The organism is Pigmentiphaga sp. MLSB6-MA01, assembly GCF_058793475.1.
In genome coordinates this window covers 50,174-65,257 of sequence record NZ_JBXAFV010000007.1, presented here as the reverse complement: position 1 = coordinate 65,257, position 15,084 = coordinate 50,174, and the positions used below count along the sequence as shown (strand labels likewise).

Here is a 15,084-nt window from a genome sequence, read left to right as displayed (position 1 = left end):
GGGTGAGGGAAATATGACGTTGATCAATATTGCTTGAGCATGATTCAAATCAATATATGATGTCCCCAGGCCGATCGATGCTTCTTGATCGGGTGCCCGAAAGGAACATGATTGGGCCAAGCATAGACCAGGCTGTTCCACGGGTAGAAGTTGATTTATTGATCAATGTCCCGGATCGGAATGCATGGGAACAGGAGCCTGTACATGCCTGGAATCGACGAGGTCCACTACATGACGGCCGAGGACGCCGCCAAGGTGTTGCGCGTCAAGAAACAGACGCTCTATGCCTACGTCAGCCGGGGGTGGATACGGCGCCAGCGCCAGGGCGACGACGGTCCGGTCATGTATCTGCGCGAAGACGTGGAGCGGATGGGGTCGCGCAGCCGTGCACGGGCCGAAGGCGGGCCATCGAAGGGGGGGAGCCATCAGCCTCATTGGTCGGAGCCGATCATCCAGACCGCCATCACCGAAATCACGCCACGGGGGCCGATCTACCGGGGTTTTGCCGCGGTCGACCTGGCGGCAGGCGGCGAGCGCTTCGAGAACCTGGCCGAGATGCTCTGGACGGGCGTGCGTTCGGAGGAGCCGGAAAGCTGGCCGCCGGAGCCTTTGCCGGTTCTGGCGGCACATCTGTTCCGCGAACTGGGCGGATCGATGGAGCCGATTCAGTACTTCGGCGTGGCGGTTTCGCTGCTCGCCGCCGCAGGCGACCTGCGCCACGACACGCGTCATGGAACGACCATCGCCGACGCGCGCGCCGCGCTGTCGCTGTTCGCCGGCTGCCTGGGCTACCTGGGCCCGGAGGCCGGGTTCGTCATGGGACGCGAAGGGGAAACGCTCGCGGCCCATCTCCTGCGAGCCGTCGGCGCGCAGGCGAATCCGGTCCGTGAGCGCGCCCTCAACGCCGCGTTGGTGCTGCTGGCGGATCATCACCTGACGCCCCAGGCCGTCGCCGTCCGGCTTGCCGCCTCCAGCGGCGCCAGCCTGCCGCACTGCCTGAATGCCGCGCTGAGCGTGCACAGCAATTCGCGCAGCCGGCGGGTGTACCGGCGCATCGAGGATCTGTTGCTGGAAGCTCCCGACGAAGCGGGCTTCCTGGCGCGGATCGAGGAGTCGCTGCGTTCCAGCGGCCGGGCGCCGGGATTTTTCCATCGCATGTATCCCCAGGGCGACCCGCGGGTCGCCCCGCTCTTGTCCCTGGCGGCGGGCGCGCAGCCCACCCGCGGTCGCCGTCCGGACTGGATCGGGTATCTGGCCGCCGTCCGGGCGCGTACGGGCATGGCGCCCACCGCCGAGGCGGCCCTGACCGTGTTATGCCACGGCCTGGGCCTGCCGCGCCGTTCGCCGGGTGCCATCTACGCGCTGGCGCGCACGGCCGGGTGGATCGCCCATGCCATCGAACAGCGGATGGCGGGGGTGATGCTCAGGCCGCGGGCCCGTTATCTCGGATAGGAATGCCGCCGGGCATCGCGTCTTCCCTCTAAAATCCCACGTTTTGGGGGCCGAGTCTTGACTGAATACCTGTTGTGGGGCAGCGCCGTCGCTGCCGTGCTCGCGGCATTGTTCGCGCTGTTGGCGCTGCTGCGCAAGCCGGGGGCGGATCCGCGCCTGGATCAGATCCTGGCCGAACAGGAGCGCATGGACCGAACGCTGCGGGCCGACATCACCGAGAGCCAGCGCGGTCTGCGGACGGAGCTGGCCGAGTCCACGCGCGGACTGCGCACCGAGCTGGGCCAGACGTTGGCCCAGGGCCTGCAGGCCCTGGGCGGCCAGCAGGCGCAGCAGGCCCAGGTGCTGAACCAGCAGCTCGACGCCTTCGCCCAGAACCTGACCACGCTGACGGCGCAATTGCAGGAACGCTTCGAGGCGCTGCGCGTGTCGCTGACCCGCGACGCCGCGGCCAACCGCGACGAAAGCGCGCAAGCCTTGCAGCGTTTCGCCGACCGCTTCTCCGAACAGTTGCGTGTGCTGACCGAGGCGAACGAACGCCGCATGGTCGAGGTCCGCACGACCGTGGAGCAGCGGCTCAAGGACATGCAGGCCGACAACTCCGTGAAACTCGAAGAAATGCGCCGCACCGTGGACGAGAAGCTGCACGCCACGCTCGAGCAGCGGCTGGGCGAATCCTTCAAACTGGTCTCCGACCGGCTGGAGGCCGTGCACAAGGGGCTGGGCGAGATGCAGACGCTGGCGGCCGGGGTCGGTGATCTCAAACGCGTGCTGACCAACGTGAAGACGCGCGGGACCTGGGGCGAAGTGCAACTCGGCATGCTGATCGAGCAGACCATGACGCCGGCGCAATACGGCCGCAACGTCAAGCCGGTGCCCGGCAGCGACGAACTCGTGGAATTCGCCATCCGCCTGCCGGGCCGTGCCGACGATGCCGTGCCGGTATGGCTGCCGATCGACGCCAAGTTCCCCAAGGAGGAATACGAGCGGCTGGTGGATGCGCAGGAGCGTGCCGACCTGGAGGCGGTGCGCGCCGCCGGGCAGGCCTTCGAGCGCGGGGTGGAACTGGAGGGCCGCCGCATCGGTTCCAAGTACATCGCGCCGCCGCACACGACCGACTTCGCCATCATGTTCCTGCCCACCGAGGGGCTGTACGCCGAGGTGTTGCGGCGGGCCGGGTTGATGGACAAGTTGCAGGCGCTGCGGATCAACGTGGCCGGCCCCAGCAATCTTGCCGCGCTGCTGAACAGCCTGCAGATGGGGTTCCGGACGCTGGCGATCGAGCAGCGTTCGTCCGAGGTCTGGAAGGTGCTGGGGGCGGTCAAGTCGGAGTTCGGCAAGTTCGGCGATGCGCTGGCCAGCGTCAAGAAAACGCTGGAAACCGCCAGCAACAAGATCGGGCAGACCGAGGTGCGCACCCGCGCCATGCTGCGCAACCTCAAGACCGTCGAGGCCCTGCCGGAAGGCGAGACGCGGCAACTGCTGGGGGCGGACGACGACGATCTCGGGGCGGACGAGGCCGAGGTCGAGCCGGGCGGCTAGTCCGCCGTCCGGGATGCAAAAAGAAAGAACGCAGGAGTAACAAAGGAGACAATTGCCCTGCATTGTCCATCGTCTACCGACGCGGCGAGTGCCAATATGGCGGCACTTGTTCACAAACACGTGGGATAGAGATGACAATGAAGAACGGGCATTTCAACGTTGGGCGCTACCTGGTCGGCGGCAAGGTCGTCATCGGCTGCCCCCAGGGCGACAACGTCGATGTCGTGTGCGAAAGCGACGAGCTTCCCCGCATCCTGGAAGCCGGCGCCGGCAGCGCGATCCGCCGGGTGGCGAGCGCCGAGGCGCGGCTCCTGCCGCCGCTCGACCGGGCCTCCCGGGTTTTCGCCGTTGCCGTCAACTATCGGGAACATGGCGCCGAGGCCAAGACGCTGCCCCCGGTCCGGCCCATCATTTTCTACAAGGCTCCTTCGAATTTCGTCGCCCATGGCGAGGTGTTGAATCCGAACAAGAAGATGACCGCCAAGTTCGACTACGAGGGCGAGATCGCTGTCGTCATCGGTCGTGAATGCAAGGATGCATCGCTGGAAACGGCGCTGGATCACGTCGCCGGGATCTGTGCCCTGGACGATGGTTCGGCCCGTGATCTGACCCGGGTATCGCTCGGCCCTCCGGGACCGGAAGCGAAGACCTGGCCCGACTGGACCGCGGCCAAGGGGCTGGACGGCGCGTCCGCGTTGGGCCCCACCATCTCCTGCGGGCCGGACATCGTCGCCGCGCTGCGCGCGCGCACCCTGAGGATCTCGACCCGCCTCAACGGCGAGGTCGTGCAAGACGAGAGCATGGCCGAGATGGTCTTCTCCACCGAGGAGTTGATCGTTGCGCTGTCTTCCTACATGACGCTGTTGCCTGGCGACGTCATCGCGACCGGTACACCGGCGGGTGTCGGCTCCGCCCGCAATCGCTTTCTTGCCTCGGGCGATGAACTGCAAGTCCAGGTCAGTGGATTGGATCCACTCTGTGTAAAGGTGGGATGAAAATGGAAAAAGTCGACAACCAGGGCCCGCAGAAACAAGCCGAGCGGATGAGGCGCCTGACGGAAACCGCGAAAGATACGACGATGGGCAAAGTGCTGCGGCAGTTCTGGCACCCCATTGCATTGTCGAAAAGCGTGGCGCCGGGGACTGCCAAACGGGTCCGCCTGCTCAGCGAAGACTTGACGCTTTACCGGGGCGAGAGCGGCACCGTCCATCTGGTGGGCGCGCGCTGCGCGCATCGGGGAACGCTGCTGCATACCGGCTGGATCGAAGGCGATCAAGTGCGCTGCATGTATCACGGCTGGAAATACGACGGCAACGGCCAATGTACCGAGCGCCCGGCCGAGCGGGCCGGCACCGAGGGCCATGTGCGGATTCCCGCCTATCCGGTCCGGGAATACTGCGGCGTGATTTTCACCTACATGGGGGAGGGGGCGGCACCCGATTTCGACCTTCCCCGCCGGATGTTCTGCGAGCAAGAAGGCGTTTTCCTGCTGCAGCGCAAAGAAATATGGCCGTGCAACTGGCTCCAGGTCGCGGAAAACTCCCTGGATGCGGTGCACGTGAGCTTTGCGCATCAGATGGGAAAGGTCGGCGCCTTTGGCCAGGCGATTCCGGCGGAAGTCCCGGAAGTCAGCTACGAGGAAACCTCGGCGGGTATTTGCCAGACGGCCGTGCGCAAGCTTGGCGACAAGAACCAGGTGCGCGTGAGCGATTGGACGTTTCCCTATGGAAACACCGTGATCATTCCCAACGTCAATCCCAATGATCCCTGGATGGAAGTGACGAACTGGATGGTGCCCATCGATGATGAGCACACCATCCGGATTTCCTTGCGCGCGGTCCCGTCGACGTCGCAGGAGGCGGATGACGCGTTGAAGCGTTACTTCGACGAATGCGATGACTACAACTCGACCGATTATCACGACGAATTGTTCGCCGGGCACTATCCCGACGACCCGCTCGTGCGCCTGACCAGCGCCCAGGATTACGTGGCGCTGATCGGCCAGGGCACCATCGCCGACCGGGCGAGCGAATGCCTGGGCGCTTCGGATCGCGGCATTTCGATGTTCCGGAAAATTCTCTGGCGGGAAATGGAAGCGGTCGAGACGGGCAAGCCTCCCAAGCAATGGAAGCGGCTCGAAAAACCGCCGCAGTTCATGGACTATACGAAGAAAACCGCTTGATCGGCGCGAAGGAAGGAAGGCAGATGAGACAGAAAATCGCGAAGTATGCGGGAATCGCCTGGCTGGGATGGTCCTGTGTCGCCACCGCGGTGGCGGCGAAGCCAGAAGGCGAGTTCCCGACCCGGCCCATTACCATGGTCGTGCCATTTGCCGCGGGCAACATCGCCGATGGCCTTGCCCGCATCGTCGCGAATGGCCTGGGCGAGGACCTGGGCCAGCAGGTCATCGTGGAGAACCGTCCGGGCGCGGGCGGGATCGGCGCGATCAGGCAGGTGGCCGGCACGGCGCCGGATGGTTATACGATGATCTATATCGGCGTCGGGATGGCGATCAGCCAATCGTTGTTCCGCACGGCTCCCTACGATATGGAAAAAAGCTTCACGCCGGTTTCGATCCTGACGAGCAACGACGTACTGTTGCTGACCAGCAAGAAATCCAAGCTGAAGAATATCCAGGACGTGGTGCGCGAAGCGAAGGCCAAGGGCGATCGTTTCACGGTGGGTATTTCCCTTTTTGGAACGCTGCAGCACCTGTCGGCCGAACTGTTCAAATCGACCGGCAACTTCGACTACACCATCGTTCCGTTCAAGTCGGCCGCGAACCTGAACACCGCCCTGCAGAGCGGTGACGTGGACATCGCATTCGAGTACCTGCAGCCGATGTACGGTCTGATCGCCGACGGCAGCTTGAATGCGTTGGCCATCGGGAACGGCACGCACCGGAGTCCCCGGCTGCCTGACGTGCCGACCTTCACCGAGCTCGGCTATCCCAAGGTCCAGGTGGCATCCTGGGGGATGCTGCTGGTCCCGGCCAAAACCCCCGCGGCGGTGGTGGAGCGCTTGAACAAAGGGGTGCAGACCGTGCTGAACAACCCGGAAACCCGGGCACGCCTCGAGAACACCGGGTCACGTGTGTTGGGAGGAACGACGGCCCAGGCGCGCGAGTTGCTTTCGACCGAGATCGTCCGGTGGCACAAGGTGATCCAGGACGCCAAGATCGAATTGCAGTAGCAGGCGACAGCGGGCAGGCAGGGCGGGGGGGCCGACCGGCGCCCCCGCCGTGTTGCCTGTGGCGCCGGTGTCTATCGGTTCAAAAGATGTCGGGTTCGGGCACCGGCCTGCCGAAGGTGGTTTCCAGGAAATCGAAGTCGCAGCCTTCGTTGGCCTGCTTGATGTGGCGGCCGAACATCCAGCCGTAGCCGCGTTCGTAGCGGGCGGGGGGCGGTGTCCATGCCGCGCGGCGTGCGGTGAACTCTTCGTCGGAAATCTCCAGGTGGATGGTTCGCGCCGGTACATCCACCGTGATGCGGTCGCCGGTCTTCACCAGTGCCAGCGGGCCGCCGATGGCCGCTTCGGGCGAGCAGTGCAGCAGGCAGCCGCCGTAGCTGGTGCCGCTCATGCGCGCGTCCGACAGGCGCAACATGTCTTTCACGCCTTGCTTGAGCAGCTTGGTCGGAATGGGCAGCATGCCCCACTCGGGCATGCCGGCGCCCAGCGGGCCGGCGTTGCGCAGCACCAGGATGTCGTCGCCGGTGACGTCCAGGTCGGGGTCGTTCTCGGCCTTCTTGAGACTGGGATAGTCGTCGAATACCAGCGCGCGGCCGGTATGGCGCAACAGGTGCGGCGCCACCGCGCTGGGCTTGATGACCACGCCGTCCGGCGCCAGGTTGCCGCGCAGCACCGCCAGCGCGCCTTCGGCGTAGATGGGGTTGTCCAGCGGGCGGATCACATCGTCGTCATAGACCTCGCCGCCGGCGATGTTTTCGCCGAGGGTCTTGCCGTTGACCGTGAGGGCGTCGGTGCGCAGATGGCCCCGGATGCGCTCGAGCATGGCGCGCAGGCCGCCGGCGTAGAAGAAGTCCTCCATCAGGTAGGTGTCGCCGCTGGGCCGGATATTGGCGATCACCGGCACGCTGCGGCTGAAAGCGTCGAAGTCCGCCAGATTCACCGGGTGGCCGGCGCGGCGCGACATCGCGATCAGATGGATGATGGCATTGGTCGAACAGCCCATGGCCATGGCGCAGGCGATGCCGTTCTCGAAGTTGGCGCGCGCGAGCATCCGCGCGGGCGTCCAGTCTTCCCAGACCATGTCCACGATACGCCGGCCGCAGTCGGCGCTCATGCGGATGTGGTTGGCGTCGGCCGCCGGGATGCTGCTGGCGCCCGGCAGCGTCAGGCCCACGGATTCGGCGATGCCCGTCATGGTGGCGGCCGTGCCCATGGTCATGCAGGTGCCGTGGCTGCGCGCGATGCCGACTTCCATCTCGTGCCAGGCCTGTTCGGAGAGGCCGCCGGCGCGGCGCTCGTCCCAGTATTTGAATGCGTCGGAACCGGAGCCCAGCACCTTGCCTTTCCAGTTGCCGCGCAGCATGGGGCCCGCCGGCAGGTAGATGAAGGGAAGGCCCATGCTCAGGGCGCCCATGGTCAGGCCGGGCGTGGTCTTGTCACAGCCGCCCATCAGCACGGCGCCGTCCACCGGGTGGCTGCGCAGCAGTTCCTCGGTCTCCATGGCGAGGAAATTGCGGTACAGCATGGTGGTGGGCTTGACCAGGACCTCGGACAGCGAGATGGCCGGCAGTTCCAGCGGAAAACCGCCGGCCTGCAGGACGCCGCGCTTGACGTCCTCCACCCGCTGCTTGAAATGCGCGTGGCACTGGCTGGCATCGCTCCAGGTGTTGATGATGGCGATGACGGGTTTGCCCTGCCAGTCTTCATAGCCGTAGCCCATCTGCAGCACGCGGGAGCGGTGGCCGAAGGAGCGGAAATCGTCGGGCGCGAACCAGCGGGCGCTGCGCAGAGTCTCGTAGGTACGTTTCATGGGCACGGGGTCTCCTGAGTTGGGGGTAATCCCCAGTTCCAGCTCGCATGCGCCTGGATGATGCGGGCATGCATCCGGGCCCGGATACAAGAGAAAGAACGCAGGAGTCACAAAGGAGACAATTGCCTCGAATTGTCCATCGTTTCCCGACGTGGCGAATGCCAGGATGGCGGTGTTTGTTCCTGGCCATGCAGGACATGGACTATCCGAAGAAAACCGCTTGATCGGCACGAAGGAAGGAAGGCAGATGAGACAGAAAATCGCGAAATGCGCGGGAATCGCCTGGCTGGGATGGTCCTGTGTCGCCACGGCGATGGCGGCGAAGCCCGGCGTCGATTTCCCCACCCGGCCCATTACCCTGGTCGTGCCGTTTGCCGCGGGCAATATCGCCGATGGCATTTCCCGCATCCTCGCGAATGGGCTGAGCGAGGAACTGGGCCAGCAGGTCGTCGTGGAGAACCGCCCGGGCACGGGCGGGATCGGCGCGATCAGGCAGGTGGCCGCGGCGGCGCCGGATGGCTACACGATGATCTATGTCGGTGTCGGGGCGGCGATCAGCCAATCGTTGTTCCGCACGGCTCCCTACGACATAGAAAAAAGCTTCACGCCGATCTCGATCACGACGAGCAACGATGTGCTGCTGCTCGCGGGCAAGAAATCCAAGCTGAAGGATGTCCAGGACGTGGTGCGCGAAGCGAAGGCCAAGGGCGATCGTTTCACGGTGGGTATTTCCTTTTTGGGTACGCTGCAACACCTGTCGGCCGAACTGTTCAAGTCGAACGCGAACCTCAGCTACACCATCGTGCCGTTCAGGACGGCGGCCAATCTGAATACCGCCCTGCAGAGCGGCGACATCGATGTCGCATTCGAGTATTTGCCGCCGATGTACGGCCTGGTGGCCGAGGGTAGCTTGAATGCGTTGGCCATCGGGAACGGCACGCACCGGAGTCCCCGGCTGCCTGACGTGCCGACCTTCACCGAGCTTGGCTATCCCAAGGTTCAGGTGGCGTCCTGGGGGATGCTCCTGGCCCCCGCGAAAACCCCTGCCGCGGTGGTGGAGCGCTTGAACAAGGCGGTGCAGACCGTGCTGAACAATCCGGAAACCCGGGCACGCCTCGAGAACACGGGATCGCGCGTGCTGGGAGGGACGACGGCCCAGGCGCGCGAGTTGCTCTCGACCGACATGGGCCGGTGGCAAAAGGTGATCCAGGACGCCAGGATCGAGCTGCAGTAACAGGCGGCGGCGCGCTGGCATGGCAGGGGCGCCGGCCGGCTCCCCTGCCTGCCGTCTTCACACGTTCATCACGGACACCACGCGGGTATTGAGGTGGGCCTCCAGGGCCTCCGGTCCGCCGTCCGAGCCGTAACCCGAGTCTTTCACGCCGCCGAAGGGCAGTTCGGGCCAGGCGGCGGCAGGCTGGTTGATCCACAGCATGCCGACCTCGACGCGTTGCGACAACATGTACGCATTCTTCAGCGAGCGCGTGAAAGCAAAGCCCGCGAGCCCGTAAGGCAGCCGGTTCGCCTCGGCGATCGCCTCATCCAGCGTCGTGAAGCCGCGTACCACGGCGATCGGGCCGAAGGGTTCGTCGTTGAGCAGCTTCGCGTCCAGCGGCACGCCGGTCAGGACGGTCGGTGCCCAGAAATTTCCAGCCTTGCCCAGGCGTTCGCCTCCGGCCTCGATCGTGGCGCCGCGCCGGACCGCGTCGTCGGTGAGTTCGCCCATCGCCGCGAGCCGGCGTGGGTTGGCGAGCGGCCCCATCTGCGTGCCCGCGGCGAGTCCGTCGCCAACCTTCAGTTTCCGCGCGTGGGCGGCCAGGGCGGCGGCGAAGTCCGTGCACAGACTCTCGTGCACGAGGAACCGGGTGGGCGAGATGCAGACCTGGCCGGCATTGCGGAACTTGGCGCCGCCAGCGGATCGGATCGCAAGTTCGATATCGGCATCGTCGGCCACGATGACCGGGGCATGGCCACCGAGTTCCATCGTGACCCGTTTCATGTGCTGGCCGGCGAGCGCGGCGAGTTGCTTGCCAACCGGTGTCGACCCCGTGAACGAGACCAGGCGGATGGCCGGATGGGCGATCAGATGGGCGGAAATCTCGGCCGGATTGCCGTAGACGAGGCCGATCACGCCCGGCGGCAAACCCGCGTCGGCGAAAGCCCGCACCAGGGCCGCCGCCGCCGCGGGTGTTTCTTCGGCGGCCTTGAGGATGATCGAGCAACCCGTGGCCAGCGAGGCCGCCACCTTGCGTGTCGCCTGATTGATCGGAAAGTTCCAGGGCGTGAACGCCGCCACCGGCCCCACCGGATCTTTCAGCACCATCTGCTGCGCACCCGGCAGGCGCGAGGGCACGATACGGCCATAGACTCGCAGGCCTTCGTCCGCGAACCAATCGATCATTTCGGCCGCCATCGAGGCCTCGCCCCTGGCTTCGGCCAGGGGTTTTCCCTGTTCCTGCGTGATGATGGCCGCGATGTCGTCGACGCGCTCGCGCAGCAGCATGGCGGCGCGCCGCATGAGCCGGGCGCGCTCGGCCGCCGGCGTGTTGCGCCAGGTGTCGAATCCTTGTCGCGCCGCCGCCAGCGCGCGGTCGAGATCGGCGATCCCGGCATGGCTGACGCGGCCGATTTCCGCGCCCGTCGCCGGGTTGACCACCGGGAGCGAACGGCCATCGGCCGCATCCTGGAACCGGTTGGCAATGAACAACTGCGTATCGGGATAGGTCATTTTTTCGGTTCCTTCAACGCGGCGGTCCGTTCTTGCGCGCCGCTTGCTCCAGGCGTTCGAGCGCCTGCGTGCGCAATTGGGTCAGGGTCGAAGAAGGCGTGATGGCCTCGGGGTCGATCACGCAGTGCAGCAGGCTGGGCAGACCCGACGCCAATGCCCTGCGCAGCGCGGGGCCGCAGTCGTCCGCGGTGGTGAGCCGCTCGCCATATCCGCCGAATGCGCGGGCATAGGCGACGAAGTCCGGGTTGCGCAAGGTCGTCGCGGACACCCTGCCCGGGTATCCGCGCTCCTGGTGCGCCCGGATCGTGCCGTACATCCCGTTGTCGATCAGCAGCACGATCAGCGGCAGCTCGTACTGGACCGCCGTCGCGAACTCCTGTCCGGTCATCAGGAAGTCGCCGTCGCCGGCCAGGACCACCACCGTCTTGTCCGGATAGAGCCGCTTGGCGCCCACGCCGGCGGGAAACCCGTAGCCCATCGAGCCCGAGGTCGGCGCGAGCTGGGTGCCGAATGCCTCGAACGGCCAGAATCTCTGGCCCCAGGTACAGAAGTTGCCGGCGCCGTTGCAGATGATCGTATCCCGGGGAAGTTCCTTCTGAAGCGCGCGCATGACGTCGGGCATCTTGAGTTCGCCAGGAACCTGGATCGGCGAGAGGTCGCGCCATCGAATGGCATCGGCCGCGGCATCGCGCACCCACTCGCCGGTCGCGCGCCCGGGCGTGGCCTGCAGGGCGGCCACGCTGGCGCAGAATCCCCGCGGCGTCGCGTTGATGGCCAGGTGTGCCCGGTACACGCGGCCGAGTTCGTCGGGGTCGGTGTGCACATGCACGAGTTTCTGCCTGGGATTTGGCACGTCCAGCAACGAATAGCCCTGGGACGGAGCCTCGGACAGCCGGCCGCCGATCAGCAGGATAAGGTCCGATTGCCTGATCCGGTCCAGCAATCGCGGGTTGGCGCCGAAGCCGAGTTCGCCCGCGTAGCAGGGATGCGACTGGGGAAACAGCATCTGCCGCCGGAACGAACAGACCACCGGCAATTGGAACGCCTGGGCGAAGCCCTGGATGCGTTCGACGTCCTCGGCGGACCAGCGGCTGCCGCCGAGGATGGCCAGGGGACGCTGCGCGTTGGCGAGCAGCGTTTGCAGTTGCTCGATGTGCTCCGGTGCCGGGTAGGTCTCGGTGACCTGGTAGGCAAGCGCGTCCGGCACGTCGACGACGTCGGTCAGCATGTCTTCCGGCAAGGCCACGACCACCGGGCCAGGGCGGCCGGAAGTGGCGACATGGAAGGCGCGCGACAACAATTCGGGAATCCGCCGCGCATCGTCTATCTCGACCACCCACTTGGCCATGCTGCCGAAGACGGCGGGGTAGTCCAGCTCCTGGAAGCTCTCGCGGCCCCTCATGTCGCGCGCGACCTGCCCGACGAACAGTATCATCGGAGTCGAGTCCTGGCTTGCGACGTGGATGCCGGCCGCGGCATTCGTGGCGCCCGGGCCGCGCGTCACGAAGCAGATGCCGGGGGTTCCCGTCAGCTTGGCCTGGGCTTCGGCCATCATCGCGGCGCCGCTTTCCTGGCGGCATACGGTGACTTCAATGGGAACGTCGAGCAATGCATCGAGGACGGCGAGATAGCTTTCTCCGGGGACGCAGAAAATATGCTTGACGCCATGTATCGCGAGCTGGCTGGCCAGGACGGCACTGGCGGTTCGTTCGGTGGAGGGGCCGGAGCCTGAAGGGGAGGATGGCGTCACGTTCATTGCGGGTCCTTGATAGCATTGCCTCTGGGCAAGAGCAGGCCGGCGGCAAGTTTAGGCAAGCCGACGTCCCCCGGACAACGGTGAAAGCAAAGCGATTGTCGTGTTTGTTGCTATGTATCCGGAAGGAGCGGGCCTTTTCTTCCGTCTTAGGTCGGTACCAGGAACTCCGAGGTTATGGAAAATACGTTGGTCAGGCTGGTGATCTCCCAGTCGGAGCTTTTCTCGACATGGCCCGCGGAGACGGTCTCCCGCCTCGTCGCGGCGGCGGACTTGTGCACGGTCGAGGCGGATACCTGCCTGATCCGGACAGGGGACACCGCCGACTTCCTCTACATCCTGGCAACGGGGTCGCTGCGTCTCGTCCGCGGGACGCCATCGGGCAGGAGCTTCACGGCGGGGTTGCATCTGCCCGGGGACTACCATGGCCTGGGGCCCGTCCTGACCCAGGTTCCGTATTTCTACACGGCGATGTGCAAGCAGAAGAGCATCCTGGTCAGGATTCCGGCCCCTTTGCTGCGAGAAATCCTGTCCGAGGATGGCAAGCTGTCGTTCACGCTGTTTGCCGGGCTTGGCCAGCGGCACCGGCGCGCGCTCGATCACTTCGAAAGCGCGGCGACCCACCCGACGAATGCCCGGATCGCGCAATTGCTGCGGGCCATCCATGCCAGATCCCGGCGTGGCCCGGAATCCGCCGATGTCAGCCTGTCGCAGGTCGAAATCGCCACGATGCTGGGAACGCGAAGGCAAGTGGTCAATCGAGTGCTGCGCGCGATGGCGGAAGAAGGCATCGTCGAGATCCGGTATGGAAAGATCTCCATCGTGGACTGGGCAAAGCTGGAAAAAATGGCCGGGGAGCCGGTGCCGCAGTAGGGGAGGGGGCCGCCGTGCGGCCGGAAACGGACGCAGGTGCAACAAAGGAGACTTTTGTTCCGTATCGTCCATCGCTTCCTCGCGCGCTCGATGCCAACATGGGCGCCTTGAATAGGAGACTTGCGGATGAACGGTGCGAAGAGCCTGGTGGAAACCTTGTTGGCCGCCGGCGTGGATACCTGCTTCGCGAACCCGGGCACGAGCGAGATGCATTTCGTTGCCGCGCTGGACCAGAGTCCCGGGATGAAATGCGTGCTCGGCCTGCAGGAGAACATCGTCACGGGCATGGCGGATGGCTATTTCCGCCTGGCCCGCAAGCCTGCCTGTACGCTGTTGCATTGCGGTCCCGGCCTGGCCAACGGCATGGGCAACCTGCACAACGCCCGCCGCGCGCGCAGCGGCATCGTCAACATCGTGGGCGACCAGGCGACCTACCATCGCCCCTACGACGCGCCGCTGACCGCCGATACGGCGGGAATGGCGCGGACCGTTTCCGCCTGGGTGCGCACCAGCGCCCGGACCGCCGATCTCGGGCGTGACGCGGTGGATGCGGTGCGCGCGGCGCGCACCTTTCCCGGACAGATCGCGACCCTGATCCTGCCTGCCGACGTGTCCTGGCAAGAGGGCGGCGTGGTCGGCGTTCCGGTGGATCCGCCGTCGCCCCATGCGATAGACGGGGTTGCCATCGAGGGCGCGGCGCGCATGCTGCGGGACAACCGGGACGTGCTCATCCTGCTGGCGGGGCATGGCGTGCTTGCCGACGCGCAACAGCTCGCCTGGCGAGTCGCCTGCGCGACGGGCGCGACCGTGATGGCCAGCTATGTGAATGCGCATCTGGCGCGGGGCCGTGGCCGAATGCAACTCGAACGGGTGCCTTACGGCATGAACCAGGCCATCGAGGCGCTGGATCGGTTCAGGCATATCATCCTGGTGAACGCCGAGCCGCCGGTAGGGTTCTTCGGCTATCCCGGCCAGCCGTCGATCCAGCACCATCCCGACGCCCGGTTCCATGTCTTGTCCCGGCCGGACCAGGATCCCGTCGAGGCGCTCCGAGGGTTGGTGAAGGCGCTCGACGCTCCGGCGGCGGCCGTGCCGGACCCGGGGCCCCGTCCGGGCCCGGGGAGCGGCGCCCCCACGCCCGAAGGCCTGGCCCGGACACTCGCGGCCGTGATGCCCGAGCATGCCATCGTCTCCGACGAGAGCATTTCCTACGGCCGGGGCTTCTACCCATTCACCCACGCCGCGCCCGCGCACGACTGGCTGCATCTGGCGGGCGGTGCCATCGGCGATGGAATGCCCGTGGCCACCGGCGCCGCGCTGGGGGCGGGCAGGCAGCGCCGGGTGATCAATCTGCAGGCGGACGGTTCGGCCATGTATTCGCTTCAGTCGCTATGGACGCAGGCGCGCGAGCAATTGCCGGTCACCACGGTCATCCTCAACAACAGCAAGTACAACATTCTCATCGGCGAATACGCGAGCGTGGGAGCCGTTCCGGGCGACACCGCCATGAGCATGCTGGATCTGGGCAACCCGTTCCTGGGTTGGGTCCAGCTTGCCAACGGAATGGGGGTCGAGGCTGCGAGGGCGACTACGCTGGAGCAGTGCGCGGATCTCATGACAAGCAGCTTCGGCCGGAATGCCCCGTTTCTGATCGAGCTGATGGTGTGACCCGGGCAGGGACTCCGTAATAGTGTGCAACGCAGGCATTGCACGGTTCGGCGGGACACTGTATCTTGCAAC

At 65.7% G+C, this 15,084-nt stretch carries 11 protein-coding genes; 8 read left to right on the top strand and 3 right to left on the bottom strand.

All coding sequences use genetic code 11. The annotated features are described in order from the left end of the window. Positions 1 to 204: 204 nt before the first annotated feature. The 5 genes from AC1Q6E_RS13375 to AC1Q6E_RS13355 all read left to right on the top strand — a co-directional run bounded on the left by AC1Q6E_RS13375 (position 205) and on the right by AC1Q6E_RS13355 (position 6,183). Positions 205 to 1,452, top strand: coding sequence for a citrate synthase (locus tag AC1Q6E_RS13375; RefSeq protein ID WP_296555151.1), 1,248 nt, complete (start codon positions 205 to 207; stop codon positions 1,450 to 1,452). 57 nt (positions 1,453 to 1,509) lie between these two features. Continuing rightward, entirely contained in the window at positions 1,510 to 2,991 is a 1,482-nt protein-coding gene (locus AC1Q6E_RS13370) for a DNA recombination protein RmuC (RefSeq protein WP_152792985.1), read from the top strand. Between the two features lie 131 nt (positions 2,992 to 3,122). Further along, positions 3,123 to 3,986 (top strand): fumarylacetoacetate hydrolase family protein, encoded by an 864-nt coding sequence (locus tag AC1Q6E_RS13365; RefSeq protein WP_152792986.1) that lies wholly within the window; start codon positions 3,123 to 3,125, stop codon positions 3,984 to 3,986. A 2-nt stretch (positions 3,987 to 3,988) separates the two neighbouring features. Further along, positions 3,989 to 5,173 (top strand): Rieske 2Fe-2S domain-containing protein, encoded by a 1,185-nt coding sequence (locus tag AC1Q6E_RS13360; RefSeq protein WP_296555157.1) that lies wholly within the window; start codon positions 3,989 to 3,991, stop codon positions 5,171 to 5,173. Between the two features lie 23 nt (positions 5,174 to 5,196). Further along, entirely contained in the window at positions 5,197 to 6,183 is a 987-nt protein-coding gene (locus AC1Q6E_RS13355) for a Bug family tripartite tricarboxylate transporter substrate binding protein (protein ID WP_492572912.1), read from the top strand. 79 nt (positions 6,184 to 6,262) lie between these two features. On the opposite strand, the gene araD is transcribed toward AC1Q6E_RS13355, so the two are convergent. After that, positions 6,263 to 7,990, bottom strand: a complete 1,728-nt coding sequence (araD, locus tag AC1Q6E_RS13350; protein ID WP_152792988.1) for an L-arabinonate dehydratase — start codon at positions 7,988 to 7,990, stop codon at positions 6,263 to 6,265. Positions 7,991 to 8,237: 247 nt separating this feature from the next. On the opposite strand from araD, the gene AC1Q6E_RS13345 reads away from it, so the two are divergent. Further along, positions 8,238 to 9,224 carry a Bug family tripartite tricarboxylate transporter substrate binding protein gene (locus AC1Q6E_RS13345; protein ID WP_296555159.1) on the top strand — a complete coding sequence of 329 codons (987 nt, stop codon included), beginning with the start codon at positions 8,238 to 8,240 and terminating at the stop codon, positions 9,222 to 9,224. Between the two features lie 57 nt (positions 9,225 to 9,281). Here AC1Q6E_RS13345 and AC1Q6E_RS13340 read toward each other — a convergent pair whose 3' ends face one another. Both AC1Q6E_RS13340 and AC1Q6E_RS13335 read right to left on the bottom strand, forming a co-directional pair. Next, positions 9,282 to 10,718 carry an NAD-dependent succinate-semialdehyde dehydrogenase gene (locus AC1Q6E_RS13340; RefSeq protein ID WP_296555160.1) on the bottom strand — a complete coding sequence of 479 codons (1,437 nt, stop codon included), beginning with the start codon at positions 10,716 to 10,718 and terminating at the stop codon, positions 9,282 to 9,284. 13 nt (positions 10,719 to 10,731) lie between these two features. Continuing rightward, on the bottom strand, positions 10,732 to 12,468 hold the full coding sequence (locus AC1Q6E_RS13335; RefSeq protein ID WP_492572911.1) for a thiamine pyrophosphate-binding protein: 1,737 nt from the start codon (positions 12,466 to 12,468) through the stop codon (positions 10,732 to 10,734). Positions 12,469 to 12,648: 180 nt separating this feature from the next. Between AC1Q6E_RS13335 and AC1Q6E_RS13330 the strand changes: the two genes are divergently transcribed. Both AC1Q6E_RS13330 and AC1Q6E_RS13325 read left to right on the top strand, forming a co-directional pair. Continuing rightward, positions 12,649 to 13,344, top strand: coding sequence for a Crp/Fnr family transcriptional regulator (locus tag AC1Q6E_RS13330; protein WP_152792992.1), 696 nt, complete (start codon positions 12,649 to 12,651; stop codon positions 13,342 to 13,344). Positions 13,345 to 13,470: 126 nt separating this feature from the next. Next, positions 13,471 to 15,012, top strand: a complete 1,542-nt coding sequence (locus AC1Q6E_RS13325; protein WP_152792993.1) for an acetolactate synthase large subunit — start codon at positions 13,471 to 13,473, stop codon at positions 15,010 to 15,012. Positions 15,013 to 15,084: the final 72 nt, after the last annotated feature.